The following is a 25700-nucleotide window of genomic DNA, read 5'->3' on the forward strand; positions in this document are numbered from 1 at the left end:
GACGAACTCTCGGCCTCGTGGGGCCGGGGGAGGGGAGGGGTAGCGGAACGACGAAGGGCGGCACCGAAAACGGTGCCGCCCTTCGTCGTGCAAACGCTCTAGCGCTCGATGTCGCTTTCGCGACGAGCCGTCGACTGCTCGCCTGCCGTGCCGCCGTCTTGCGCGGCGTGGCCGTTCGAACCGTGGCCGTTGCCATTGGTGGCGTGGCCGTTGCCGTTCGAACCGTGGCCGTTCGAGCCGTTTCCGTGAATACCTGCCTGGTATTCGCGGAGCATCGCGAGCTGCTCGAGCTCGCCATGGTGGATGGCCTCTTCGAGTGCCTTGCTCTCGGCAACCGGATCCGGACGGAACATCGAACCCGAACCGGGCTTGCCGGCAGAACCGAGCTTGTTCATCTTCTTCGGAATTGCAGCGCCCTGGTACTCGAGCGGGATCGGGTGTCCGTGATCGTCGACCGGGCCGAGCGGCTGGTGCACCTCGACGTACTGGCCGTGAGGCAGACGCTTGATGATGCCCGTCTCGATTCCGTGATCGAGCACCTGACGGTCGCTCCGCTGAAGACCGATGCAGAAGCGGTAGGCCACGTAGTACGCGATCGGAGGCAGAATCAGGATTCCGATACGGCCGATCCACGTCATCGCGTTCAAGGAGATATCGAGCTTGTACGCGATGATGTCGTTGATGCAGGACAGCGTCGCAACGATGTAGAACGCCAGAACCATTGCGCCGATGGCGGTGCGGACCGGAACGTCGCGCGGACGCTGCAGCAGGTTGTGGTGAGCGTTGTCTCCGGTGAGACGCTTCTCGATCCACGGGTAGGCGATCATGACCGTGAACACCAAGCCCATGATGACCGCGACGGCGAACACCGCGGGGATCGTGTAGCGGTTCGCGATGTAGATGTCCCACGCGGGCCACAGACGTGCCAGACCGTCGGTCCACATCATGTAGAAGTCGGGCTGCGAACCAGCCGAGACCTGGGCCGGGTTGTACGGGCCGAGGTTCCAGACCGGGTTGATCTGCAGCAGGCCACCCATGAGAGCGAGCACACCGAACGTCACGGCGAAGAACGCACCGGACTTGACGGCGAAGACCGGGAGAATGCGCACGCCGACGACGTTCTTCTCGGTACGGCCGGGTCCGGGGAACTGCGTGTGCTTCTGGTACCAGACCAACGCGAGGTGAGCGGCGATCAGCGCGAGAATGATCGCGGGAAGCAACAGAACGTGCGCGACGTACAGGCGCGGGATGATGATCGTGCCGGGGAAGTCGCCGTCGAAGATCAGCCAGTGCAGCCAGGTACCGATGACCGGGACGCTCATCGTGATGCCCGAGAACGCGGCGCGCAGGCCCGTGCCGGACAGCAGGTCGTCGGGAAGCGAGTATCCGAAGAAGCCTTCGAACATCGCCAGGATCAGCAGCAGGCAGCCGATGACCCAGTTCGCTTCACGCGGGCGACGGAACGCACCGGTGAAGAAGATGCGCAGCATGTGCACGATGATCGAGCAGGCGAACATCAGGGCGGCCCAGTGGTGAATCTGTCGCATGAACAGACCGCCGCGGACCTCGAACGAGATGTTCAATGCCGTCTCGTACGCGCGGGACATGGTCACACCGCGGAGCGGCTCGTAGATGCCGTTGTATTCGACTTCGCTGAGCGACGGGTCGAAGAACAGCGTCAGGAACACACCCGAGATCAGCAGGATGACGAAGCTGTACAGGGCGATCTCACCGAGCAGGAACGACCAGTGCGTCGGGAAGACCTTGTTGATCTGCCGACGCAGGCCCGGCGCCAAGTGGTAGCGACTGTCGACGTCGTCTGCCTGCTTGGCTGCGAGGGTTTGCAGTGAAGGACTCATGATTCACTCTCCGCTTCGCGGTTCGGACGCTCCCAGAAGGCGGGTCCGAGGGCTTCGATGAAGTCACCGTTGGCAACGAGGAAGCCTTCCTCGTTGACCGTGATGGGCAGCTGCGGCAGCGCGCGAGCGGCGGGGCCGAAGAGCGGCTTGCCGTATTCGAGGGCGTTGAACTGCGACTGGTGGCACGGGCACAGGATTCGGTTCGTCTGCTGTTCGAACAGCGACGTCGGGCAACCGAGGTGGGTGCAGATCTTCGAGTAGGCGAAGTAATCGCCGTAGTTGAAGCTCTCCTGGCCCTTGCGCTTGATGGCCTTGTCGGCGTCCTCCGTGCGGAGACGGATGAGCATGACGGAGTTGCGAATTCCACGCAGTCCTGCGAGCAGTGCGTGATCGTCACCGCGATCGGCTTCGCGGAAGGGGAACACGGTTTCCATGGCTCCGGCATCCATATCCTCGGGACGCACCAGAACGACGTCGTGGGGACGACCGGTGTCGCGCCGAAGGTAGATCGTCTCACCAGGGTAGCGCGGGGTCCATCCGGAAACCCAGAGCGGAGACTTGTCACCTTCCGCCCACGGGTTCTTCACGAGTCCACCCAGCGGCAGAAGAGCCATGACTCCGAGTGCGCCGCCGCCGAAGACGAGCGAGCGCTTGATGACCTTGCGGCGACCCAGCGTCGACGTCTCGAACGAGTCGCCCAGCTCCGCGACGACCGTCTTGCGGTCGACCTCGGAAGAACCGCCGTCGTGACGATCCTGGATGGAGACCTCTTCGGGGATGAACTTCTTCGTGAACTGGACGGCACCGACGCCGACACCCAGAATCGCCAGACCCATCGTCAGACCGATGAGGGGGGTGTACAGCGTGTACAAGCCGTAGTTCTCCTCGCCACGGCCTGCGTACTGCCACGGCCAGAAGAGGTAGATCGCGATGAACGCGACGGCCGAGATGCCCGCGAGTGCGAACCACGCGGCCACGCCTCGCTCGGCACGCTTCTCGGCGCGGGTGCCCTTGACGGCCCAGCGGTCACGGCGGTACGCAACGTCGACGTGGTCGAGGTTGGTGCCGAGTTCGACGAGCTGGTCGCGGGTCATACCGGCGAGTTCCTCGTCGGTGTACTTCTTGTTCACGTCCACCGGTCCGCCCTTGGTGGCGTCGCCGTGTCCGCTGTCGGTGCGCCGGGACTCGCCGTCGCTCATGACCTTGCTCCGATCCACAATGTTGCGCCGACGACGGCAGCGATTCCGATGGCCCAGATGGCGATCATTTCGGTGCCGGGGCCGAATCCACCGAGGCCCCAACCACCCTGAGGGTTGGTCTCCTGGGCGGACTTGACGTACGAGATGATGTCGACCTTCTCCTCCTGCGTCAGCTGACGATCGGAGAACTTCGGCATGTTCTGAGGTCCGGTGAGCATCGCGGTGTAGATCTGCTGCTCGCTCGCGGGCCCGAGAGCCGGAGCGAACTTGCCGGAGGACAGTGCGCCGCCCTCACCGGTGAAGTTGTGGCACGACGCGCAGTTGAGACGGAACAGCTCGCTACCGCGGGCGATGTCGCCGTCGGCGAGCGAGGACTGTGCGATCTCGCCGTTGCTGTCACGGACGACGGTCGGGCCGCCGCCGTTGGCCTGGATGTAGGCGCCGAGTGCGTCGACCTGCTTGTCGTCGAACTTCGGTGGCTTACGCATGATCTGGGCTTCGTTGCGCACCGCAGGCATACGACCCGACGAGACCTGGAAGTAGACGGCTGCTTCACCGACACCGATGAGGCTGGGTCCGCGGTCCTGCACACCCTGCAGGTTGACGCCGTGGCACGTGACACACGACGTGTCGTACAACTGCTTGCCTTCGCGGATCAGCGCGGCCGAGTCCTCGTCGGCCGTCGCGACCTGCGGGGTGGGAGTCAGGGCAGAAGCGAGGAACCCCGCGCTGATGAGTCCCATCATGAGGACTAGGGCGCCGGTGACGCGGCGGCGTACCTTGCGCTGACGCCGGCTCTTCACGGCCGACGGAGATCCGGCAGATGCGGATCCGCTGGTGCTGTCACCGGGTGCTGCTGGGGGAGATGAACTCATCTTCTATCCCTTGTCGTGTCGGGACGGACTGAACGTCGGGGGCTGGTACCGAACGTCCGCTGGCGAAGTGAAAACTGAATTACAGCTCATGCGCGTTAGCGAATGAAGTAGATGGTCGCGAACAGTGCGATCCACACGATGTCGACAAAGTGCCAGTAGTACGACACCACGATCGCCGCCGTAGCCTGCGCGGGCGTGAACTTGCTGACCAGCGTTCGCGTGATCAGGAAGACGAAGGCGATCAGACCGCCGATGACGTGGAGTCCGTGGAAACCGGTCGTGATGTAGAAGACCGATCCGTACACGCTCGACGACAGCGTCGTGCCCTCGTGCACCAGGTGGTAGTACTCGTAGCCCTGGCCGAGCACGAAGAATGCGCCCATGGCCAGGGTGATGATGTACCAGCGGCGCAACCCGAAGACGTCACCGCGCTCGGCGGCGAAGACGCCGAGCTGGCAGGTGAACGACGACGCGATCAGCACCGCGGTGACCGGTACGGCCAACGCGAGGTTGAGTTCGGTCGGCTCCGGTGGCCAGTTTCCATTCGCCTGTGCTCTCGCGACGAAGTACATCGCAAAAAGTCCAGCGAAGAACATGAGTTCGCTCGACAGCCACACGATGGTGCCGACGCTGACCATATTGGGACGGTTCAGCGAGTGCACGCGTTGGGTGATTGCCGATCCTTGAGTCCCTACAGCGCTCGTCACAGAAAGAAGTATGACTGCCCGTAGTACCGAACGCATACCCGGGTCCGGTCTTGGCGCGTCGAATCGAGGGGCGCCGTCGACGCTCTCGCGAAAGGCGCAGTTCAGGCCCTGTGGACGACTCGGTGGGCCGGTGTCGTGCAAGGCTTGCCTCATGTCAACGAACGATGGTGGTGGTTGGTTCCGGCGGTTGTTCTCGCGCTCGAAGACGGTGCCTCTGGACCCCACTCGCGACGATCTGGTGGTAGTGGCGTCCTCGTTCGACGACGCCGAATCCTGTTCGGCCGCACTCGACCGAGGAACCGACGACGGCGGTTTCGTCGCGACGAAGGAGGCGGTGCTTCGTCACCATCTGGTGCTGCCGTCGGACACGGTGTCCGACGCGGCGGCGATCGCGGCGCAGGACGGCTACGCGCTCGTGGAACCGGCGGCCACGATCACGATCGACGATGCAGATCGACGCCTACCGGTCGAGGACGGAGTGTCGGTGACATTGCAGCGAGTGCAGATCGTCGATGCGCTGCACTGCTCGCAGGAACGGTCGCGAATGGCGGGTCTGGCTCAGCGGCGGGGCGGGATCGTTCTCGGGTGGGATGCGCTGCAACCTGGTGCCGATGCGACCGAGCGCGCCTAGCTAAGCTTCGTGCGCACGACAGAGGGTCGAGTGCGTCGGCCCGAACAGCCGTCAGCGCAGGAAGACACGGGGAGAACATGACCGATCCGAAGGCCGGCGAATCGCAGCGGACGTGGAAGTCGATTCTGGGCGCGTTGACGTCGTCGACCGATCTGTCGGCCGCCGATACCGGTTGGGCGATGGACGAGATCATGTCCGACAACGCGACTGCGGCGCAGATCGCGGCCTTCGGTGTCGCCCTCAAGATGAAGGGTCCGACGTCCGCCGAGGTTCGCGGCCTCGCGGACTCGATGCTTGCGCATGCGAATCTCGTTGCGAGCGAGCCGAATTCGGTCGACGTCGTCGGCACGGGCGGCGACGGCGCCGACACGGTCAACATCTCGACGATGGCCGCCGTCGTCGTCGCAGCGGCAGGCGCGCCCGTCGTCAAGCACGGAAACAGGGCCGCGTCGTCGAAGAGCGGTACGACGGACGTGCTCGAAGCGCTCGGCGTGAAGTTCGGGCTGGGGCCGGACGGTGTCGCGCAGACTGTTCGCGACGTCGGGATCGGCTTCTGCTTCGCACCCGTCTACCACCCGGCACTGCGCTTCGCGGGCCCGGCGCGCAAGGAGATCGGGATCCCGACGGCGTTCAACGTGCTCGGACCGCTGACGAATCCGGGCCGTCCTCGGGCCGGATTGATCGGCTGCGCGTTCGAGTCCCTCGCGTCGGTGGTGGCCGGGGTGTTCGCCGAACGGGGCACCAGCGCACTGGTGGTGCGCGGCGACGACGGCCTGGACGAGATCACGCTGTCGACGACGTCGACCGTGCACGTTGTGTCCGGCGGGTCGGTCACGGCCACGACATTGGACCCACGGGACTTCGGACTCGACCTCGTACCCATCGACGCGCTGCGCGGCGGTGACGCGATGTACAACGCAGGCGTCGCGCGGGCGGTGTTCGCGGGGGAGACCGGGCCGGTGCGCGACGCGGTTCTGCTGAACGCTGCTGCCGCGCTGGCGGCTCACTGCGGAATCACCGACGGGCTGAACGCCGACGGGTTGGTCCCCGCGGTGGCGTCGGGGCTCACTCGCGCGGCGACGGCGATCGACTCGGGTGCAGCCACGGATTTGTTGGCCCGATGGGTGACGCGGTCCAACGAGTTGGACTGACGACTACCCGGCTCACTCGCCGATGGAGAAGCCTGCTTCGACGTCGGCGCTCGAATACGACTGGAACGCGATGTGCGTCGCGGTGTTCAGTACGCCCGGCACCTTGTTGATGCCTCCGGTGACGACCTCGGCGATCTGCTGGTGATCGCGCACCTTCACGATCGCGATCAGGTCGACGTCGCCTGCGCACGAATACACCTCGGTGACGCCTGCGACGTCGGCCACCGCCTGAGCGGTCTCGGGGATGGCGTTCGCCTCGGCGTCGATCATGACGATGGCGTTGATCATTGGGCTCCTCCACGAACGATGGGTACACGTCGGTCGCACGTGACGTGGACGAGCTTAGAGGGCGGGCCCGTCACCGATGTCGGACGTCGTCGTAGGCACGGTGTTCGCGTCGTGAGACCTCTCGGGCGGTGCGGCACCACTCTCGCCAGCTGCCTGCCCCGTGGACGGGCGACATCCAGCCGTCGGTGGTGCGGACTATGCGGACGCCGTCGGAGTCGAGCCAGCGCGCGATGAGGCCTACTTCTTCCGGTGACGCGCCGCGCAGCGGTGTGTCGTCCGGGACCACCGTTTCGGCGGAGGCCGTGATGGCCTCGACGACGGGCATCGGGTGTACACGCCGAGGCGCCACGGCTGCGCCGGTGAGGCGGCCGTAGCGGACGACCGCGAGCTCCCACCCACCCTCGGGTGTTCGTCGGGCCGCCACGAGTTCCGCGATCGCCGCCACGGCCGCGAGCCGATGCATCCGCGCGAGCATGTCGGCGAGGATTGCGAGACGGTCGCGCAGGCGCGCCGCGGACTCGAAGAGCTCGGAGTCCGCCAGCCGGGTGACCTTCGCTCGAGCGGCGAGCAAGACGGAGTCGTCGAGACCTGCTGCGAGAGCCAGGAACTTCTCGGGATACGACGCGTACTCCTCGGCCGACAGCAGCCCCGAGGACGCGGCTGCGCATCCACCGACCGCCGTCGGCGGGCAGTCACCCCCGTGCAGCTTCGACGCGGGGAGCCTGCGGGTGCACGTACGAATTCCCGCGTACTCCGCCACGAGGGCCGCAGCATCGGCCGCGTCGGCTCGCGCCGTGAACGGACCTAAACTGCCGGGCGTGGGTACACGGACGACCGACAGACGAGGAAAAGCCTCCGAGGTGGTCGTGATCCACCACCCCTTCTTCGGAAACTTCGAACGCCGGTTGTACGGAGGAATGTGGGCACTCAGAAGCCGGAGTTCGCGCACTCCGGCTTCGAGCCCGTGGGCGCACTCGACGTGATCGACGCCGACGGCGAGGTCGACCATCTCCTTCATGCGTCCACGAGTCTCGGAGCCCGTGAAGTAGTTGCGGACACGGCGCTGCAGATCGGTCGACGTGCCGACGTACAGCACCTCGTTTCCCGGGCCCTTGAACAGATACACGCCGGGCGTCCGCGGCAGGCCGGCGGCGAGGTGCCGCTTCGCCCGTTGGCCCGACGACACGTTCGGCAGGTAGTCGACCAGTTCGGCGTAACTGTGCACGCCCTGGTTTCCGACGCGTTCGATCAACGCGTGCAGGACGTCGACGGTCGCGCGTGCGTCGTCGAGAGCGCGGTGGGTGGGCCGAGTGCTGACCTGGAACAGGGAAGCCAACGCCGAAAGCTTGACCGACGGCGCCTCGTCGCGGGTGAGGACGCGTCGCGCCAGCTTGACCGTGCACAGGACCGAGAACTTGGGCCAGGCGACGTCGAGACGGCTGGCGGCAGCCCGCAGGAAGCCCATGTCGAATCTCGCGTTGTGTGCCACCAGCACTGCGCCCTGGGCGAATTCGAGGAACGCGGGCAGCACGCGTTCGATGCGTGGTGCGCCGATCAGCATCGCGGTCGTGATGCCGGTGAGTTCGACGATGTACGGCGGGATCGATCGGCCGGGATCGACGAGCGTCGCGAACTCGCCGACGACCTCGCCGCCCCGAATCTTCACGGCGCCGATCTCGGTGATCGCTTCGGTGTCCGCGCTGGCGCCCGTCGTCTCGAGGTCCACGACGACGAACGTCGTGTCGTGCAGAGGGGTGTCCAGTTCGTCGAACGTCAGCTGGATCGGAAGGCTCACAAGATCTGGACGCTAGACGGAAGCACCGACAACATGCGGGCTCGAGACCCGTCGTCGCCGAAGGTGTCGGAGGGCGTCGCTAGGTTCCCTCTCGACGGCCGAATCGGGCCTGTGGACGACGCTCGAACGATGAAAGAGACGAGGATCACATGATTGTCGACTGCAGTGATTGCAAGGTCCGCGACATCGCGTGCGCGGACTGCGTTGTCACGGTCCTTCTCGGGGCGCCGGGGTGGCCTTCCGGGGAGCGTGTGGACGTGCGCTCGCGTACCTCGAAAATCGACATCGACCAGGAAGAACTCGGTGCGATGGGTGTCCTCGCGGACGTCGGTCTCGTACCCCGTCTGCGTCTGGTGACGGACGACGATCAGCCGATGGACAGCTCGTCGTTACCGCCCCGTGACCATGAGGCCGACCAGCAAGCGATGTAGTCGAAAACGGAACTAATAGGGCTTGCCCGGCGCGTCGGGGTCGACACGGACGTATGCCGTTTCGTAACCTTCCTGAGACCTTGCGGAGTCTCGCCAATCCACACCGGAGTGGCGTCGCAAGTCACCGCCTAATCGGGACCTCGTGAGAGCCCCGAACCGGGAACCCGATTTCCACTGGGGTGAATCCCGCCGAATCGCTACCGCGTGCCGGTGGGTAGGGCTGATCTTCCCAGCCCGAACCCGTCAGCTAACTCGGTCGGCGGATGAGTGGAAGAAACGGAGCAACCCCTTCTCGTGGCGTCACACACTTCAACCCGTTCATTGCGTCGAGTCCTCATAGCCGGCGCGATCACAGCCGGCGCAGTGGTCCTTCCCGCTGCTCCCGCAATGGCGGCCCCCATCACCATCCCCGGCGTCGGAACCTTCGAAGTTCCGGAAATCCCGGGCATTCAGCTTCCGACCGAGCTCCCGGGCCTGCCCAGGGCGCCCGCGTTGCCGGGTGCTCCCGCAGGTTTTGCTCCGCAGGTCACGCCCGCCGCCAAGGCCGTTCAGGCCGCAGAGTCCAAGATCGGTGCCCCGTACGTCTACGGTGCGTCGGGCCCCGACTCCTTCGATTGCTCGGGTCTCGTGCAGTGGGCATACAAGCAGGCCGGTATCAGCCTGCCGCGCACCAGCTACGACCAGGCAGCAGCAGGAACTCCTGTTTCTCAGTCCGACTTGCAGCCCGGTGACGTGATCTCCTTCTACGGCGGATCGCACTCGGGAATCTACGTCGGCAACGGCAACGTCGTTCACGCGTCCACGTCCGGTGTTCCGGTCAAGGTCGCACCGGTCGCGTCGATGCCGTACGACGGAGCGCGCCGCTACTGACGTCTGTTACCGGACGCCAGCATGATCTACCGACGAGCAGCATCGGAACCGAGCCCACCGGCTCGTGATGTCCGGTGCTGCTCTCGTCGTGTGAGGCCTCGTGACACGACAGTGTCACGGCCTGCCGGAAAGTTGTGGGTTGTCACAACGATTCGGCATCGAATGGACAGCAATCCCGTCTTTTCGTAGCCTGGCAAAGCTGTTCGTCAGGAATTCACGTACCGTTCGTGCGGGAATTCCGGCGAATTGCCGACGTCAAACCTGTCCACAAGACCTAGTCCGTGGGTATGGTTCGTTTTCGAATTGTTATCCCCACCGAGGGGCCGTTTGCGCGGTTCGATCCGGTGGTCTCGGCAAGAACGGAGAGTCACCTCCTCGTGGCGACACCGACCGTCAAACGCGTCACTCGTTCCAAACGCGCTGTGCTGACCGCTGCTCTGGCTGCGTGCCTCCTCGCGAGCCCGACGGCGATCGCGCACGCGCAGCCGCAGATCGGCAGCGCGACCGATGCTCAGACCCGCCTCGCCGACCTGTCTCGCGAATCGGAGCAGACCACCGAGGCCCTGCACAACGCTCAGATCGACCTGGACGCCAAGACTGCGGCCCAGCGCGACGCGGAGGCCTCCGTGGACACCCATCGGGTGGCGCTGCAGGCGGCGGAAGACGCACTCGCGCAGTTGAAGCCGGCGATCGACAAGGTCGCGAACGTCAACTACCAGGGTGGAAGAACCAACCGCCTCTTCGCGGTCATGGTGAGCGACTCCCCGCAGCAGCTACTCGACCAGATGTCGGCTCTCGACGTCATCTCTGCCGAGACTGCCCGCCAGGTCGAGCAGTTCAAACAAGCCACCTCGGACGCACGTACTGCCGAGCAGGCGGCCGAGCAGGCCGCGGAGGCCGCGCGTACGGCCGCAGAGCAGGCCAAGATGGTCTCGGACGACCTCCAAGCGAAGCAGAGCGAACTGCAGAGCCAGATGGCCGACGTCATGGCCGCGTACGGTGCGCTGTCGAGCGACCAGCAGGCCGAGCTGGCTGGGACCCCGCTGCCTCCCGGATTCGATCTGAACAAGATCCTGCAGAACCTCGTCCCGGGATCGGGAATCGCGGCGTTGCAAGCAGGCATGACGCAGATCGGAAAGCCGTACGTCTGGGGCGCGACGGGTCCCGACGGGTTCGACTGCTCGGGCCTGGTCGTGTGGGCCTACAAGCAGGTCGGCAAGACGCTTCCACGGTCCAGCCAGGCTCAGGCCCAAGGCGGAACGCCGGTGGACCAGAAGGATCTTCAGCCCGGCGACGTCGTGCTGTTCTATCCAGATGCCTCGCATGTGGGGCTCTACGCGGGCAACGGCAACGTGCTGCACGCGTCGACGTTCGGCGTGCCCGTCAAGGTGCAGTCGATGGCCTCGTTCCCGTTCTACGGTGCCCGTCGCTACTGATCGACGACTCCGATCGGCCGTGACCCGTTCCTGGGTCGCGGCCGTCGTCGTCGCGATGGCCTTGCTGACAGCGTGCAGTGCACCGGTGGCCGACGCCCCCGCGTCGCCCGCCGGGGAGCCGCCTGCGAATCCGTACGAGGAACAACGACGAGAAGGCGTCGAACAGCTGCTCGATCGATGGGCCGACGCCGTGCGCACGAACGACGCCACCGCGCTGGCCGATCTGGTCGACCCCGCGGCGGCGCCGGAGTTCCTGCAGGCTCAGATCTCCCGCGCCGACAACCTTTCGGGCGTTCCGCTGTCGGACTGGGGATACGAACTCGTCGACGAACCGGAAACACCGGTCCCGTCCGAGGTGGCGTCGCCGTTGAACGCCGCAGATGTCTGGGCGCCGTCCGTCGTTCTCCGTTACTCGATCGAGGGCACCGACGACGTCCCGACGCGCAGGCCGGTGTCACTGCTGGTCGCCGAGCGCGGCGACCGATGGCGGATCGTCTCCGATGCGGACGTCGCCGGGATCGACCGACACACGTGGCGTGGGCCGTGGGATTTCGGACCGGTGTCCACGACGCAGGTTTCGACGGCAGGCGGCACGTCCGTCGTCGTCGCTCATCCGGAGCAGACGGCGCTCGCAGGCGCAATCGCGCGCGAGCTTCCCGGCGCGATCGACGCCGTCTCCGGTTTCTGGGGTGAAGAGTGGCGTCGCGCCGCGGTCGTGTTCGTCACCGGCTCGCCGGAGGAATTTGCCGCGGTGGTGGGGGAGAATGCCGCAGGTGCGAACGTCGCCGCGGTCTCGATGTCGGACAAGGTCGACCCGGGCCGACCCGTCGCCGGGCAACGCGTGGTGTTCGGGCCCGCCGCATCCGACCGGCTCACCGAGTTCACGACACGATCGGTGTTGCGTCACGAACTCACCCATGTCGCCGCCAGGTCCACCACGGTCGACGGATCTCCGATGTGGATGCTCGAAGGATTCGCCGACTACTCGGGTTACCGCGACACGGGCGCGTCGTTCGGACAACTCGCGCCGACACTGAGCAGGCTGGTCGCGGTCGGGGGACCGCCGACGGTTCTGCCGGTGGACGGCGATTTCACCGCGGGCGGCACGCGGTCGACATTGGCGTACGAAGCGGCGTGGTCGGTGGCGGCGTTCGTCGCCGAGCGGTTCGGCGAGGACGCACTCCGGTCGCTGTACGAGCGAATGGCCGACGGGCCGAAGTCGGCGGCCGACGTCGACCGAGTGTTCTCCGAGGTGCTCGGTACCGGGACCGACGATGTCGTTGATCAGTGGGGGTCGTGGGTGGCGACGCAGTCACGTTGACCTACGCTCGAGCGATGCGTCGGACCTTGTTGGTGACGAACGACTTTCCGCCCAGGCCCGGTGGGATCCAGTCCTACCTGCACACGTTCGCCAGTCAGCTACCTGCCGAGGAACTGGTGGTCTACGCCCCGCGGTGGCGCGGCGACAGTCACGTGAAGTTCGATGCACGCCAGCCCTTCGAGGTGGTCCGGCACCCCACGACGTTGATGCTGCCGACGCCGCTCGTCGCCCGTCGTGCCGCGTCGTTGGTCCAGTCCCACGAATGCGACAGCGTCTGGTTCGGTGCTGCAGCGCCGCTCGCCGTCATGGCGCCCGTGCTGCGACGTGCGGGTGCCGAGACGATTCTCGCGAGCACCCACGGCCACGAGGTGGGCTGGTCGATGGTGCCCGGCGGGCGAGGCACGCTTCGACTGATCGGGAACTCCGTCGACACGGTCACGTACGTCAGCAAGTACACGCGCAAGCGATTCGCGTCGGCGTTCGGCGCGCAGGCCGCTCTCGAACACCTCCCGCCCGGCGTCGACACCACACGCTTCGCACCGGACCCCGGTGCGCGTGAAGAGCTCCGTGCGCGTTACGGATTGGGGGATCGGCCCACCGTTCTCTGCCTGTCACGCCTCGTTCCGCGCAAGGGGCAGGACATGTTGATTCGGTCGATCGCCGCGGTGCGTGAGCGCGTCGACGGTGCCGTCCTGGTGATCGTCGGCGGCGGCCCGTACGAGGGCGCGCTCCGCGAACTCGCGCGCACGGCGGGCGTCGAGAAGCACGTGATCTTCACGGGCACGGTGCCGTCCGCGGAACTCGCCGCACACCACACCATCGCCGACGTCTTCGCGATGCCGAGCCGGACTCGTGGTGCCGGACTCGACGTCGAGGGTCTCGGCATCGTCTACCTCGAAGCGTCCGCGACGGGTGTACCCGTCGTGGCCGGAATGTCCGGCGGCGCACCGGAAACGGTGCAGCAGAACAAGACCGGATACGTCGTCGACGGTCGATCGACGCAGGAGATCGTCGATGCGCTGGTGCGTCTGCTCGCCGACCCGACCCTCGCTGCATCGATGGGCAACGCGGGCCGGGCCTGGGTCGAGAAAGAGTGGCGCTGGGACACTCTGGCCCAGCGTCTCCGTTCGTTCATGCGCTGATGCGCCCGTGCGCGGATAGTTGGACCATGGTCCGACTATCCGCGCACGGGCGGCGTAGCCGCACTACTTGACGTAGAGCGCCTCGATCTCGTCCGCGTAGGACTTGGTGATCACGTTCCGCTTCAGCTTCATGGTCGGCGTCATCTCGCCTGCCTCCTCGGTGAAGTCCGCGGGCAGGATGCGGTACTTCTTGATGGCCTCGGCGTGAGACACCGATGTGTTGGCATCGGCGATCGCGGCATCGATCTCGGAACGCAGATCCGCGTCGTCGGCCAGGTCGGCCGCTCCCGCACCGGACGGCTTGCCGTGCGCGGACTTCCAGCCGCTGAGCGCGTCGTCGTCGAGGGTCACCAAGGCGCCGATGAACGGCTTCTGGTCGCCGACGACGATGGCCTGACTGATCAACGGGTGCGCACGCAACCGGTCCTCGAGGCCCGCGGGGGAGACGTTCTTGCCGCCCGCGGTGACGATCAGTTCCTTCTTGCGGCCCGTGATGGTGATGTAGCCGTCGTCGTCGAGCGAACCGAGATCGCCTGTGCGGAACCAGCCGTCGTCGAACGCGTCCGCGGACGCGTCGTCGTTGCGCCAGTAGCCGGAGAACACGACGGGGCCGTGCAGTTGGATCTCACCGTCGTCGGCGATACGAACTGCATTGCCGGGCAACGGTTGTCCCACCGATCCGACATGCTGGTGGCCGATGGTGTTGACTGCGAACGCAGCGCTGGTCTCGGTCAGTCCGTAACCTTCGTAGATCGGTACGCCCACGCCGCGGTAGAAGTGTCCGAGCCTCGCGCCGAGCGGTGCGCCGCCGGAGATCGCGAGCCTGCACCGACCTCCCAGTGCCGCACGAAGTTTCGAGTAGACGAGCTTGTCGAAAACGGCGTGCTTGAGCCGAAGTACCAGTCCCGCACCGGAATCCTGCGCTTCGCTCCATGCGACGGCCGTCTCCGCTGCGGCGTCGAAGATTCGGCCCTTGCCGTCGGCGTGTGCCTTCTGCTTCGCCGTGTTGAAGACCTTCTCGAAGACGCGGGGCACCGACAGGATGAAATCGGGCTGGAACGAGCCGAACGTGCTCACGAGGTTCGGAATGTCGTTCGTGTGCCCGATCGTCGTGCCCGCGTCGAAGGCGGCGATCGTGACCGCGCGGGCGAGAACGTGCGCCATCGGCAGGAACATCAACGTGCGGCTGTGCTCGTTCAGCAACGACTTCAGGCTGGTCTCGCGGATTCCGCGAGACTCCGCGACGAGATTGGCGTGGGTGAGTTGAACGCCCTTGGGGCGGCCCGTCGTTCCCGAGGTGTAGATCAGAGTGGCGGGATCGGACGCCTTCAGCGCTCCGACGCGCTGCTCGACGACAGCGTCGTTGATCTGGGTGCCGAGCCGAGTGAGTTCGGCGATCGCACCCGAGTCCGGGGAGTCGCCGTCGATGCGGAACGTTCGTGTCACGGATGCGGCGGCTGCGACGACGTCGGCCGTCTCGGTGGCGTGCTCCTCGGTCTCCAAGATCACCAGAACCGGCTCGGCGTCGGACAGAATCCACTCGACCTGCCCGGCGGACGACGTCTCGTAGATCGGCACGGTGACCCCGCCCGCGGACCAGATGGCGTAGTCGACGACCGACCACTCGTAGCGCGTCGACGACATGAGTGCGACGCGATCTCCCTGGCCGACACCGGCGGCGATCAGGCCTTTGGCGACGGCGACGACTTCGTCCGCGAAGACCCGTGCCGTGACGTCGGTCCACGTGCCGTCGACGAGGCGTCGGAACGCCACCGACGAAGGCGCACTCGCCCGGCGCTCGTAGACGGTGGCGACCGTCGACGCCCCGTCTTCCACGTCGAAGTGGGCGGGCACAGTGAACTCACGCACGGGGAACCTCCATGGGCGCATCGGTAGCTGTACTAACGAGTAGCTTGATCGGTCTCACTGTAGACCGGAAGTTCGAGCGCATACGTCCGCCTCACGTGCGACGCGGTACCGCGATGTGTGAAGCTCTTCCGATGAGCAGTATCCAAGTGGCCGACCAGACTTTTCTCGCGGTGCCGGGCGATCGCATCCACGACGCGGTGTCCCCGCGCGAGCGGTGGAGAAGATGGTGGCCGGACCTTCGGCTCACGGTCACGCAGGATCGTGGGGAGCAGGGCATCCGGTGGGCCGTCGAGGGCGCGTTGACGGGAACGATGGAGATCTGGCTGGAGCCCGTGCCGGTCGTCGACGGTGTGATCGTCCATTACTTTCTGCACGCCGAGCCGAGCGTCACCGGTGCAGGGCTCGATCTCGCGGCCGAGAACCGTCGCCGCAGGGTTGCCGGGAAGGCCGTGACGTTCGAGCTCAAGCGCGAGCTAGAGGCAGGTAGGCCTGCAGGCGAACGACCGGAGCACGCGCGCGACTAGTTTCGCCTCCGCGGGGTATGTCGGCGTCCGGACCGCGTTGTGTGTTCGACGAGGGATCGTGTGTGATGGAGCCTGCAGGAATGACCCGTAGGGGTCGGCTCGCGACGGAAGTATCGAAGAGCAGAGAGGAAGCGGACCAACAGCATGGCCGAGAAAACTCAGAGGTCGATCACGGTCGACGCTCCGTCCGCGCAGGTCATGGACGTGATCGCAGACTTCGACGCGTATCCGTCGTGGGTGTCGGCGGCGAAGTCCGTCGAGGTCCTCGAGGTGGGCGCGTCGGGCCGTGCCGATCGAGTGCGATTCGTTCTCGACGCGGGCATGGTCAAGGACACGTACGAGTTGCAGTACGTGTGGTCGGCCGACGGTATGGCCGTCTCCTGGGAGCTCGTGCAGGGAGAGATGCAGAAGTCGCAGTCCGGTTCCTACACGTTGAAGGACAACGGCGCCGGCGGTACCGACGTGACCTACGAGCTGACGGTCGATCTGAACATCCCGATGATCGGGTTGTTCAAGCGCAAGGCCGAGAAGGTCATCACGGACACCGCGCTGAAAGAGCTCAAGAAGCGGGTCGAAGGCTGACGACCGTTCGGCTGTTCGTCGGCAAGGGCGGGGCGGGCAAGACGACGATCGCTGCGAAGGCAGCGCTCGACGCGGCACGTGCAGGCAGTCGTTCGCTGGTCGTCTCGTTCGACCAGGCGCACTCCACATCGGACGTCGTGGATCTGCCGTCGAGCGGTGGTGCACGGGGGCGAATCGTCTCGGTTGCCGACCGGCTCGACGTGCTCGAACTCGACACCCTGGCGCTCGTCGAATCGAGTTACCGCTCGCTCGCCGCACTGCTGTCGGTCGCGCGAACCGGCCACGAACACGGGGTCCGGTTCGGCGCGATCGACCCTGAGGAGGTCGTCGGTGCGCCGGGCGTTCAGGAGATGCTCGGACTGCACAGAATCGTCGAGCTGGTCGACGAAAACGCATGGGACACAGTGTTCGTCGACCTCCCGTCGACGGCGGACGCCCTACGCACCCTGCAGCTGCCGTCGCTCGTGACGGGATACGTCGAACGGCTGTGGCCGCAGCACGACCGCATCGTCGCAGGGACGGGGGCGGACCCCCGGCTGACCATCGTCGTCGCGTTTCTCGAGCGCGTCGTCGCGAATGCCGACGCCGTCCATGAGCTGCTGTTCGACCGCGAACGGACGTCGGCGACCGTCGTCGCCACTCCGGAACGCGTGGGCATAGCCGAGGCGCGACGGACCATGTCGGCGGCGGTCCTGATGGGTCTGAATGTCGATACCGTCGTCGTCAACAAGGTTCTGCCACAATTGAATTCGCCGTCCGTCGGGTTGGTGGGCGCGCACCCGGCCGTGTTCTGGTTCGAGGGATGGCGATCCGCTCAGCAGGCGGTGCTGCACGACTTCGCGCACCTGGCGGCCGGAGCGACACTGGTGGTCGTGGAACGGTCCGTGCAGGAACCGGTAGGGTTGGCCTCTCTCGATGCGCTCACGGCCGAGCACAGAACTGCGAACGCCCGACCGGACGAGCGTCGAGGCACACCAGCAGTTGCACGGGAGTCGGGGTCGGGGTTGGAGTCGGTGTACACGATGACGATGCACCTTCCGGTCGTCGACACGTCTTCGCTGACGCTGGGGCGAGTGGAGGACGATGTGATCATCGGCGCCGACGGCGTGCGGACGCGTGTGCGTCTGGCGTCGGTGCTTCGTCGTTGCGTCGTCGTCGGCGCGGAGTTCGACGACGAGAATCTGGTGATCAGGTTCGCGCCCGACCCGAATGTCTGGCCGGTGTGAGGGGAGGCGTCGGATGACATCCGAACATTCCGATGTCGCGGCCGAGCTGTGGGCCCTCGCCGAAACGGTGCTCACGCGTCTCGAGCCCATTCTTGCGCGCGCGGTCGAGGGTCAGGCGCAGGCATCCGAGCAGGGATGCAGTTGGTGTCCCGTGTGTGCGCTCGCGGCCCTGATCCGTGGCGAGCAGCACGATCTGCTCACGCTGATGGCGACCGAAGGGGCGACGGTCGTCGCGATGATCCGGCAGGTCGTCTCGGAACATTCGAACAGTGCAGCACACGCCGGCGCCGGCGCCCAGGAACCGCCGAATGCGAGGGCCGACGCGGACATTCGTGAAACCGCTCACATGCAGGAGCCGGATATTGCGCCCGACACGGAAGAGTCGGGAGTTCGACGGGCAGGTTTCGTACCCATTACGGTGAACGTGAAGAGCTCGGCGTCGGGCAACCGAGGTAAAGACGAGAATCGAGACATCTGAACATCCGGTTCCGATCGGGCGGTCAGTCGTAGAGCCGTTGGGGGGCGGCGAAGAAAGGTCGGACAATGAAGCGGCAACGCGACGCCTTCACCATCGGAATCGACGTGGGTGGCACCAGCCTTCGGGCATCGGTGGTCGACTCTTCCGGGCAGGTCATCGATTCCACGCAGTCGCCGACGCCGCATTCGGCGAAGGCTCTCGAGCACGGACTCGACCGTGCGGTTCAGGAACTGGCTGCGCGACACCCTGTTTCGGCAGTCGGCCTCGCTGTCGCCGGCTTCGTCGACGCGGACAGGACCTCGGTACGCTTCGCGCCCCACCTGCCGTGGGTCGACACTCCCGTCGCGAAGCAGATGAGCGATCGCATCGGCCTTCCGGTCGTTCTCGAGCACGACGCGAACTCGGCTGCCTGGGCCGAATACCGATTCGGCGCTGCCGCGGACGGCAAGAACGTCGTCATGGTGGCGATCGGAACGGGCATCGGTGCAGCGCTGCTGATCGACGGCAAGATCTACCGCGGAAGCTTCGGTGTGGCCCCGGAACTCGGACACATCCAGGTGGTTCCCGACGGCCGCGCGTGCCCGTGCGGTAAGCGCGGGTGTTGGGAACGCTATTGCAGTGGAACGGCTTTGGTCGACACGGCGGTCGAGTTGCTCGCTGCGGACGATCGGGGATCGTCGAACATCCTGGCGCGGGACGTGTTTCTCGACCCGGGTTCCCTGACCGGTCGTCGCATCGCGTCGGCCGCGCACGAGGGCGACGTCATCGCGCGACGCACGATGGAGGATTTCGCGCGGTGGCTCGGCGTCGGTCTGTCGTTGGTCAGCGACGTCTACGACCCCGACCTGATCGTCATCGCGGGTGGCGTGGCGACGTCGTCGGATCAATTCCTCGACAAGGCGAGGGAGCACTACGCGTCGCTCGTCACCGGAGCCGGACATCGGCCTGTCGCCACGATTCGCAGCACGCAGCTCGGCGAAGCGGCCGGCATGATCGGTGCAGCGGACCTCGCGCGCTCGGAGTTCGTTGTCACCAGTCGGTGAACAGCATGTGACCTCTGTCCCCACCTTCGCGGTGATGTGGCTGCCGTCATAAACGGTAGGTAGAGTCACCAGCGAATCAGTAGGTGGGACCGTCGGACGAAAGTGCGTTTTCGGACCGGACAAGAATCGAATCAGGAAGGACGCCATGTGGTACTGGCTGTTCAAGTACGTGCTCATCGGTCCACTCCTGGTTGCGTTGGGTAGACCGACGATCGAAGGCCTCGAGAACATTCCGGCCCGTGGGCCGATGATTCTGGCGAGCAATCATCAGGCGGTGCTGGACTCGTTCTACCTGCCTCTCAAGGTGACGCGTCGTATCACGTTCCTCGCCAAGAGCGAGTACTTCACCGGACCCGGTCTCAAGGGCGCGTTTCAGAAGTGGTTCTTCACGGCGGTGGGTCAGGTCCCGATCGACCGGACCGGAGCGGACGCGGCCCAGGACGCACTCAACGCGGGCGCCCGCGTGATCGGCAAGGGCAAGCTTCTCGGTATCTACCCCGAGGGCACTCGGTCGCCCGACGGACGTCTGTACAAGGGCAAGACCGGCATGGCGCGTCTCGCGCTGCAGACCGGGGTTCAGGTCGTTCCCGTCGCGATGATCGGTACCGACAAGATGAACCCCATCGGGTCGAAGGTGTGGCGTCCGGCCAAGATCACCATCAAGATCGGCAAGCCGATCGACTTCTCTCGGTTCGAGGGCATGGCGGGCAACCGCTTCGTCGAACGTGCGGTGACCGACGAGGTCATGTACGAACTGATGCTTCTGTCGGGTCAGGAATACGTCGACGTCTACGCCGCCTCGCTGAAGAAGACCGCGGCCCCCGCGGACGGGGGCGCCGAGCGTCTCCCCGAGACGAAGGCCAGCTAGGCGCGTCGCGCGAGAGGTGTTGCGGCGCATGCCGCGACGACGATCGCCGCAATTCCCCACCACACGTACGACGACGCTGCGATCTGGTCCCACATCGGCCAGCCCAGGCCGGACCAGCGTCCGACGGCAAGCTGCCAGTGCGGTGCGAAATGCAGGACGACGACACCGATTCCGACGAATGCCAGCGCGACGACATTGCGTCGACGCCAGGCGAGCGTGCCGAGCGCGACGAGGAACGGCACCGTCCAGACCCAGTGGTGGGACCACGACACCGGTGACACCAACAGCCCGAACACAGCGTTCACTCCGAGCGCGAGGGCGGTCTGGTGCGTCGCGAAGGCGCGTCGCATCGCGTAGAACGTGACCGCCAGCAGCATCAGTGACAGCACAATCCACAGCATCGAGCGGACGGAATCGTCCATGCCGAGTCGCGCGAGCATTCCGGTGATGCTCTGGTTGGCGGGATAGGCGGGACGCCCGATCCGATCGGAGTCGACGAGAACTTTGGTCCAGTACTGCAGCGAGTCGGAGAACGTGGCGACGAATCCGAGCGCCGTGAACGCGAGGAAGCTGACGCCGGTGACTATCGCCGCTCGAAAGTCCTTGCGGAACAGGAAGAACAGGACGAACACGGCAGGCGTCAGCTTGACGGCGGCGACGAATCCGACGAGGGCGCCCCGGGGCCACGGAGTCTTCTTCGGAAGGCAATCCGCAGCGACGAACGCCATCAGCAGGATGTTGATCTGCCCGTAGTCGAACGTCGAGAACACCGGCTCGAGAATCATGGACACCGCGAACACCGCGCCTGCCGCCCACAGCATCAAAGTTCGCGGCGAGTACCCGAGGGACACCAGCGTGAGTACGATCGTGCCGAACAGCAGGGCCAACGACAGCACCGTGACGACGATCCCCGCCCAGTGCAGCGTGATCAGCGACAACGGTCCGAAGATCACCGCCGCGATGGGCGGGTAGGTGAACGGAAGTGTGTTGCCCAGCGCGGTCGGCGGCATCTCGCCGTACAGCGGTGTCCCGGACATGAACACCCCACCACCGAGGCGGTACACGTCGAGGTCGATTCGGTAGTAGTCGCCGAGCGCACGAAGTCCGGGGAACCCGACCAAGTTGTAGGCGAGCCCCACTATCGCCGCCACCAGCACGGCAGCGCACGCGACGGGAACGAGCCCCGTCGCCCGGGGGCGTCGGCGCGGTGCGGCGACGTCGTTCGCAGCCGGTTCGGGCGTACCGGCGTCGGACAGCGTGGTGAGGTCGGGTGGCGTCAACGAAACTTCCTTCTGATGGCGGTCGATCTCTGTCGGCACCGGCGTCGGCGCTACTGTGTCTTCTCGTGCGCTACTTCTACGACACAGAGTTCATCGAAGATGGTCGCACAATCGACCTCGTCTCGATCGGGGTCGTCGCGGAGGACGGTCGCGAATTCTATGCGGTGTCCTCGGAGTTCGACCCCGAGCGCGCGGGCAAGTGGGTTCGACGCAACGTGCTGCCGAAGCTGCCACCGTACTCGTCGCCGCTGTGGAAGAGCCGTGCGCGGATTCGTGACGAGCTGCTGGACTTCCTCGTCCCGACGCCGGGTGCCGACGTCGAACTGTGGGCTTGGGTCGCGGCCTACGACCACGTTGCGCTGTGCCAGTTGTGGGGCGACATGACGGAATTGCCCCGCTCACTGCCGCGGTTCACCCGCGAGCTTCGTCAGCTGTGGGAAGACCGGGGAAGCCCCTACCTGCCGTCGGCGCCGGACGACGCGCACGACGCACTGGCCGACGCCCGTCACAATCTCGCGAAGTTCCGGGCGATCGAAGCCGCGTCGCTCTGATCTCGGCTGTCGGCCACCCTCATCATTTTTGCAGGCTCCACTCCCAGCTCTGGAGGCCGGTTTCGGCGTGGCCGCATCAGCGAATATCCTGGGGCACGTGAACTGGACTGTCGACGTACCCATCGATCGTTTGCCCGAGCTCCCGCCTCTGTCTCCGACATTGCGGTCGCAGCTCGACGACGCGCTCGCCAAGCCTGCTGCCCAGCAGCCCAACTGGGACGCGTCGCAGGCCGAGAACATGCGCAAGGTGCTCGAGAGTGTGCCGCCCATCACCGTTGCCGGCGAGGTCGAGTCGCTGTCGGATCAGCTCGCCGCCGTCGCACGCGGCGAAGCGTTCCTGCTGCAGGGCGGTGATTGCGCCGAGACGTTCGTCGACAACACCGAGCCCCACATCAAGGGCAACATCCGAACGTTGCTGCAGATGGCCGTCGTGCTCACGTACGGCGCCAGCATGCCGGTCGTCAAGGTCGGCCGCATCGCCGGCCAGTACGCCAAGCCGCGGTCGTCGAACACCGATGCGCTCGGTCTGCAGTCGTACCGGGGCGACATGGTCAATGCGCTCGTCGCCGACGAGGCGGTTCGCCGTCACGACCCGTCGCGCCTCGTACGCGCCTACGCGAACGCCAGCGCCGCGATGAACCTGGTCCGCGCGCTCACCGGGTCGGGTATGGCCGATCTGCACCGAGTGCATGACTGGAACCGCGAATTCGTGCAGAGCTCGCCCGCGGGTGCCCGCTACGAGGCGCTCGCCGGCGAGATCGACCGCGGACTGCGCTTCATGGACGCGTGCGGCGTGACGGATCCGAATCTCGAGGCCGCACAGATCTTCGCCAGCCACGAGGCACTGGTTCTGGACTACGAACGCGCCATGCTGCGCCTCGACAACGCCGACGCCGACAATCCCAAGCTGTACGACCTGTCGGCACACTTCCTGTGGATCGGTGACCGAACCAGGCAGCTCGACGGTGCTCACATCGCGTTCGCCGAAATGATCCAGAACCCGATCGGCTTGAAGATCGGTCCGACGACGACGCCCGAGATGGCGCTCGAATACGTCGAACGTCTCGACCCGACCAACAAGCCGGGTCGTCTGACGCTCATTTCGCGCATGGGCAACGGCAAGGTCCGCGACCTGCTGCCGGCCATCGTCGAGAAGGTGCAGGCGTCCGGGCACCAGGTCATCTGGCAGTGCGACCCGATGCACGGAAACACGCACGAGGCATCGACGGGCTACAAGACGCGCCACTTCGACCGCATCGTCGACGAGGTCCAGGGCTTCTTCGAGGTCCACCGCGGCCTCGGCACCCATCCCGGCGGCATCCACGTCGAGCTGACCGGGGACAACGTCACCGAATGCCTGGGTGGCGCGCAGGACATCTCCGACCTCGACCTGTCGGGCCGCTACGAGACGGCGTGCGACCCGCGCCTGAACACCCAGCAGTCGCTGGAACTGGCGTTCCTCGTCGCCGAGATGTTGCGCGGCTGACGAAACGCTCGCCGAACGATTCAGGGAAGCGAGACGACGGACACCGGCGAGCCCGGGGCCACTCTGGTACCCGGGCTCGGGTTCTGCGAGATGACGAGCGATCCATCGGTGTCGACCACCTGACGGACCGTGAAGCCCAGCTCGAGACCCTGTACGGTCTCGCGTGCCGACCCGACCGACCTGCCCAGCAGTGACGGCACGGTGATCGAGTTCGACACCGTCAGTCGTACGGACGTGCCTGCGGTCACCGACGTGCCGATCTTCGGATTCGTGCCGATGACGGATCCGCCGTCCACGCGCTTGTCGAACTCGACGTCGGTGCCCGACACCGTGATTCCCACGGCAGCCAGGGCGGCGACGGCGTCGGACTCGCTCATCTTCTCGACGTTCGGAACGTCGACCGGGGGAGCGCCCTTCGAACGCAGGATCTTGACGGTGTCGCCGACCGAGAGTGTCGTGCCGGGCGGCGGATCCAGCGCGGCGACGCCGCCGACCGGTGCCGTCGTGCTGAACGCCTCGCCGCCGTCGACCGGTTCGAACGTCAGGTCCCGTAGCTGTTGCTGCATGTCCCCGATCGCGATGTTCGGCGCGATGTCCGGGACCACGGGTGACCCGAGAGACACGAGCAGAGACACGGTGTCGCCCTTGGGGATACGTGAGCCGGTCGCGGGATCGGTGCCGATCAACGCGTCGACCGGCACGGTGTCCGAATACGTGCCTCGCGTATCCGTCGTCAGCCCGGCGGCCTCGATTTCCGACGTCGCCGATGCCACGTCCAATCCCTCGACGAGGGGAACGGACGTGTAGCGACCCGACCCCATCCACCAGCCGCCGATCCCGACGAGTACCGCCAGCAATGCGACGATGGTCAGCCAGACGACGATCGCTCGACGCGACCGATGGCGGTCCGCGTCGAAGTCGGGGAATCGATACTGACGCCGATCCGGCGGCGCAGGCGGGGGAGTGTCGTTGCCGGCCCATTGGTCTCGCGGCGTCGGTGCGGTCTGCACGCGGGTGTGCTGGACGCCGTCCGCGGAGGGGTCGGCGCGGACTTCGGTCGGCGGGACGGCGACGATCTCGGTTGCCGGTGAACGGGCGGGGTCGGGTCGCTCACCCGCGAAGGCCGTGGGCGCACCCAACGCGGCGGCACTGCGATGCTCCGCGGACCTGCGGGGCGCCGGGACACGATAGGGGGGCAACTCGAGCCGCGCGCAGACCGCACGCAGCGCACGGGCCATCTCGTCGGCGTTCTGGAAGCGGCCTGCCGGGTCGCGCACGGTGGCGCGTCGGACCAGGTCGTCGAACTCTTCCGGCACGCCCGCTATGGCGTCGCCCGGTCGCGGTACGTCGTTGTCGATGCGCTGGTAGGCGATGGACAAGGACGTGTCACCGGTGAACGGTGTCCGTCCCGTCAGAAGCTCGTACAGGACGACGCCCACGCCGTACACGTCGCTTCCGGCGTTCGCGGAACCGGTCGTCACCTGCTCCGGTGACAGGTAGGCCGCCGTGCCGAGAATCACACTGCTCGACGTCGCATTGGACGCTGCGACGGCCCTCACGAGTCCGAAATCGGCGATCTTCACGTCGCCCGAGTCCGAGATGAGAATGTTCTCCGGCTTGATGTCGCGGTGCACCAGACCGGCGCGGTGGGCGGTGCCGAGGGCATCGAGTACCGGACGTAGAACCGCAGCGGCGGCGTGCGGGGGCATCGGGCCGCGCTCGCGCAGGAGTTCGCGCAACGTGCCGCCCTCGACCAGTTCCATGACGAGGAACGCGTATTCTCCGTCGCGACCATGGTCGTAGACGGCGACAAGCCCTGGGTTGTTCAGCCGGGCAACGGCCCTGGCCTCGAACTCGAACCGGGCGACGAACTGGGGATCGTGGGCGAACTTCGGATCCATGATCTTGACCGCAACAGGCCGGTCCAGGCGTGTGTCGAGCCCTCGGTACACCGTGGACATGCCGCCGCGGGCGATAGGCGCGTCGATGCGATATCGCCTGTCGAGCATCGAACCCGCTGACGCGGACCCTACGGACATCACCTGGGGATCACCTCCATCGAAAGTCGCTACTCCGGCGATGGTAGCC

The 25700-nt window shown here is 66.1% G+C and carries 24 protein-coding genes and 1 riboswitch; of the genes, 15 read left to right on the plus strand and 9 right to left on the minus strand.

The genetic code is table 11. The features are described 5' to 3' along the window. Nucleotides 1-98: 98 nt before the first annotated feature. The 4 genes from DK926_RS11735 to DK926_RS11750 all read right to left on the minus strand — a co-directional run bounded on the left by DK926_RS11735 (nucleotide 99) and on the right by DK926_RS11750 (nucleotide 4640). Nucleotides 99-1859: a cytochrome bc complex cytochrome b subunit gene (locus DK926_RS11735; protein ID WP_068420621.1), complete on the minus strand. Its 1761-nt coding sequence runs from the start codon at nucleotides 1857-1859 to the stop codon at nucleotides 99-101. Next, nucleotides 1856-3058, minus strand: a complete 1203-nt coding sequence (locus DK926_RS11740; protein WP_261768631.1) for a ubiquinol-cytochrome c reductase iron-sulfur subunit — start codon at nucleotides 3056-3058, stop codon at nucleotides 1856-1858. Before DK926_RS11740 ends, DK926_RS11735 begins: the two co-directional genes overlap by 4 nt. Further along, nucleotides 3055-3933 (minus strand): cytochrome c, encoded by an 879-nt coding sequence (locus DK926_RS11745; RefSeq protein ID WP_084423497.1) that lies wholly within the window; start codon nucleotides 3931-3933, stop codon nucleotides 3055-3057. The genes DK926_RS11740 and DK926_RS11745 overlap by 4 nt, the downstream gene beginning before the upstream one ends. Before the next feature lie 95 nt (nucleotides 3934-4028). Further along, nucleotides 4029-4640, minus strand: a complete 612-nt coding sequence (locus tag DK926_RS11750) for a heme-copper oxidase subunit III (protein ID WP_068420627.1) — start codon at nucleotides 4638-4640, stop codon at nucleotides 4029-4031. Nucleotides 4641-4791: 151 nt separating this feature from the next. Between DK926_RS11750 and DK926_RS11755 the strand changes: the two genes are divergently transcribed. Together DK926_RS11755 and trpD are read left to right on the plus strand one after the other, a co-directional pair. Next, nucleotides 4792-5271, plus strand: coding sequence for a hypothetical protein (locus DK926_RS11755; protein WP_174551330.1), 480 nt, complete (start codon nucleotides 4792-4794; stop codon nucleotides 5269-5271). Between the two features lie 77 nt (nucleotides 5272-5348). Beyond that, nucleotides 5349-6422: an anthranilate phosphoribosyltransferase gene (gene trpD / locus DK926_RS11760; protein WP_114330554.1), complete on the plus strand. Its 1074-nt coding sequence runs from the start codon at nucleotides 5349-5351 to the stop codon at nucleotides 6420-6422. Nucleotides 6423-6434: 12 nt separating this feature from the next. Here trpD and DK926_RS11765 read toward each other — a convergent pair whose 3' ends face one another. Next, the gene (locus DK926_RS11765) at nucleotides 6435-6710 is read right to left on the minus strand and encodes an Lrp/AsnC ligand binding domain-containing protein (protein WP_068420632.1); all 276 of its coding nucleotides are present in this window, start codon (nucleotides 6708-6710) and stop codon (nucleotides 6435-6437) included. Nucleotides 6711-6780: 70 nt separating this feature from the next. Continuing rightward, nucleotides 6781-8505, minus strand: a complete 1725-nt coding sequence (locus DK926_RS11770) for a DEDD exonuclease domain-containing protein (RefSeq protein WP_114330555.1) — start codon at nucleotides 8503-8505, stop codon at nucleotides 6781-6783. Between the two features lie 257 nt (nucleotides 8506-8762). Here DK926_RS11770 and DK926_RS27260 point away from each other — a divergent pair, with 257 nt between their 5' ends. The 5 genes from DK926_RS27260 (at nucleotide 8763) to DK926_RS11795 (ending at nucleotide 13705) form a co-directional block, all read left to right on the plus strand. After that, on the plus strand, nucleotides 8763-8936 hold the full coding sequence (locus DK926_RS27260; RefSeq protein ID WP_347812641.1) for a hypothetical protein: 174 nt from the start codon (nucleotides 8763-8765) through the stop codon (nucleotides 8934-8936). A gap of 115 nt (nucleotides 8937-9051) precedes the next feature. After that, nucleotides 9052-9211: riboswitch (cyclic di-AMP (ydaO/yuaA leader) on the plus strand. A 19-nt stretch (nucleotides 9212-9230) separates the two neighbouring features. Then, the gene (locus DK926_RS11780; protein WP_207890800.1) at nucleotides 9231-9806 is read left to right on the plus strand and encodes a C40 family peptidase; all 576 of its coding nucleotides are present in this window, start codon (nucleotides 9231-9233) and stop codon (nucleotides 9804-9806) included. Nucleotides 9807-10183: 377 nt separating this feature from the next. Beyond that, the gene (locus DK926_RS11785; RefSeq protein WP_114330664.1) at nucleotides 10184-11242 is read left to right on the plus strand and encodes a C40 family peptidase; all 1059 of its coding nucleotides are present in this window, start codon (nucleotides 10184-10186) and stop codon (nucleotides 11240-11242) included. Nucleotides 11243-11261: 19 nt separating this feature from the next. Next, nucleotides 11262-12563 carry a basic secretory family protein gene (locus DK926_RS11790; protein ID WP_243636760.1) on the plus strand — a complete coding sequence of 434 codons (1302 nt, stop codon included), beginning with the start codon at nucleotides 11262-11264 and terminating at the stop codon, nucleotides 12561-12563. A 14-nt stretch (nucleotides 12564-12577) separates the two neighbouring features. Beyond that, nucleotides 12578-13705, plus strand: coding sequence for a glycosyltransferase family 4 protein (locus DK926_RS11795; protein ID WP_114330665.1), 1128 nt, complete (start codon nucleotides 12578-12580; stop codon nucleotides 13703-13705). Between the two features lie 63 nt (nucleotides 13706-13768). Here the strand turns inward: DK926_RS11795 and DK926_RS11800 are convergent, their stop codons facing one another. Next, on the minus strand, nucleotides 13769-15574 hold the full coding sequence (locus tag DK926_RS11800; RefSeq protein ID WP_068420637.1) for a long-chain fatty acid--CoA ligase: 1806 nt from the start codon (nucleotides 15572-15574) through the stop codon (nucleotides 13769-13771). A 131-nt stretch (nucleotides 15575-15705) separates the two neighbouring features. Here DK926_RS11800 and DK926_RS11805 point away from each other — a divergent pair, with 131 nt between their 5' ends. From DK926_RS11805 to DK926_RS11830, 6 genes are all read left to right on the plus strand, one after another. After that, nucleotides 15706-16098, plus strand: a complete 393-nt coding sequence (locus DK926_RS11805) for a polyketide cyclase / dehydrase and lipid transport (protein WP_174551332.1) — start codon at nucleotides 15706-15708, stop codon at nucleotides 16096-16098. A 144-nt stretch (nucleotides 16099-16242) separates the two neighbouring features. Continuing rightward, complete coding sequence (locus DK926_RS11810) at nucleotides 16243-16680, plus strand: SRPBCC family protein (RefSeq protein WP_068420639.1); 438 nt, start codon at nucleotides 16243-16245, stop codon at nucleotides 16678-16680. An 11-nt stretch (nucleotides 16681-16691) separates the two neighbouring features. Then, nucleotides 16692-17906: an ArsA-related P-loop ATPase gene (locus tag DK926_RS11815; RefSeq protein WP_114330667.1), complete on the plus strand. Its 1215-nt coding sequence runs from the start codon at nucleotides 16692-16694 to the stop codon at nucleotides 17904-17906. Nucleotides 17907-17919: 13 nt separating this feature from the next. Beyond that, nucleotides 17920-18384 (plus strand): hypothetical protein, encoded by a 465-nt coding sequence (locus DK926_RS11820; protein WP_114330558.1) that lies wholly within the window; start codon nucleotides 17920-17922, stop codon nucleotides 18382-18384. Nucleotides 18385-18449: 65 nt separating this feature from the next. Beyond that, entirely contained in the window at nucleotides 18450-19427 is a 978-nt protein-coding gene (locus DK926_RS11825; RefSeq protein WP_068420645.1) for an ROK family protein, read from the plus strand. A gap of 145 nt (nucleotides 19428-19572) precedes the next feature. Then, complete coding sequence (locus DK926_RS11830; RefSeq protein WP_068420647.1) at nucleotides 19573-20295, plus strand: lysophospholipid acyltransferase family protein; 723 nt, start codon at nucleotides 19573-19575, stop codon at nucleotides 20293-20295. On the opposite strand, the gene DK926_RS11835 is transcribed toward DK926_RS11830, so the two are convergent. After that, a complete protein-coding gene (locus tag DK926_RS11835; protein ID WP_114330668.1) occupies nucleotides 20292-21452 on the minus strand; it encodes a glycosyltransferase 87 family protein in 1161 nt (386 codons plus the stop codon). The two genes, DK926_RS11830 and DK926_RS11835, sit on opposite strands and share 4 nt — an antisense overlap. Before the next feature lie 188 nt (nucleotides 21453-21640). Between DK926_RS11835 and DK926_RS11840 the strand changes: the two genes are divergently transcribed. Both DK926_RS11840 and DK926_RS11845 read left to right on the plus strand, forming a co-directional pair. After that, a complete protein-coding gene (locus DK926_RS11840) occupies nucleotides 21641-22126 on the plus strand; it encodes a polyadenylate-specific 3'-exoribonuclease AS (protein ID WP_114330559.1) in 486 nt (161 codons plus the stop codon). A 97-nt stretch (nucleotides 22127-22223) separates the two neighbouring features. Beyond that, nucleotides 22224-23612: a 3-deoxy-7-phosphoheptulonate synthase class II gene (locus DK926_RS11845; RefSeq protein WP_114330560.1), complete on the plus strand. Its 1389-nt coding sequence runs from the start codon at nucleotides 22224-22226 to the stop codon at nucleotides 23610-23612. Between the two features lie 20 nt (nucleotides 23613-23632). Here DK926_RS11845 and pknB read toward each other — a convergent pair whose 3' ends face one another. After that, nucleotides 23633-25651: a Stk1 family PASTA domain-containing Ser/Thr kinase gene (pknB, locus tag DK926_RS11850; protein WP_114330561.1), complete on the minus strand. Its 2019-nt coding sequence runs from the start codon at nucleotides 25649-25651 to the stop codon at nucleotides 23633-23635. Nucleotides 25652-25700 lie beyond the last annotated feature (49 nt).

This window comes from Rhodococcus sp. Eu-32 (assembly GCF_003336925.1).
GTDB lineage: Bacteria > Actinomycetota > Actinomycetes > Mycobacteriales > Mycobacteriaceae > Rhodococcoides > Rhodococcoides kyotonensis_B.

Bases quoted from the DNA above. Each gene is read 5' to 3' on its own strand.
- DK926_RS11735 (WP_068420621.1), bottom strand. From the start codon at position 1,859: ATGAGTCCTTCACTGCAAACCCTCGCAGCCAAGCAGGCAGACGACGTC.
- DK926_RS11740 (WP_261768631.1), bottom strand. From the start codon at position 3,058: ATGAGCGACGGCGAGTCCCGGCGCACCGACAGCGGACACGGCGACGCC.
- DK926_RS11745 (WP_084423497.1), bottom strand. From the start codon at position 3,933: ATGAGTTCATCTCCCCCAGCAGCACCCGGTGACAGCACCAGCGGATCC.
- DK926_RS11755 (WP_174551330.1), top strand. From the start codon at position 4,792: ATGTCAACGAACGATGGTGGTGGTTGGTTCCGGCGGTTGTTCTCGCGC.
- trpD (WP_114330554.1), top strand. From the start codon at position 5,349: ATGACCGATCCGAAGGCCGGCGAATCGCAGCGGACGTGGAAGTCGATT.
- DK926_RS11765 (WP_068420632.1), bottom strand. From the start codon at position 6,710: ATGATCAACGCCATCGTCATGATCGACGCCGAGGCGAACGCCATCCCC.
- DK926_RS11795 (WP_114330665.1), top strand. From the start codon at position 12,578: ATGCGTCGGACCTTGTTGGTGACGAACGACTTTCCGCCCAGGCCCGGT.
- DK926_RS11805 (WP_174551332.1), top strand. From the start codon at position 15,706: ATGAGCAGTATCCAAGTGGCCGACCAGACTTTTCTCGCGGTGCCGGGC.
- DK926_RS11810 (WP_068420639.1), top strand. From the start codon at position 16,243: ATGGCCGAGAAAACTCAGAGGTCGATCACGGTCGACGCTCCGTCCGCG.
- DK926_RS11820 (WP_114330558.1), top strand. From the start codon at position 17,920: ATGACATCCGAACATTCCGATGTCGCGGCCGAGCTGTGGGCCCTCGCC.
- DK926_RS11825 (WP_068420645.1), top strand. From the start codon at position 18,450: ATGAAGCGGCAACGCGACGCCTTCACCATCGGAATCGACGTGGGTGGC.
- DK926_RS11830 (WP_068420647.1), top strand. From the start codon at position 19,573: ATGTGGTACTGGCTGTTCAAGTACGTGCTCATCGGTCCACTCCTGGTT.
- pknB (WP_114330561.1), bottom strand. From the start codon at position 25,651: ATGTCCGTAGGGTCCGCGTCAGCGGGTTCGATGCTCGACAGGCGATAT.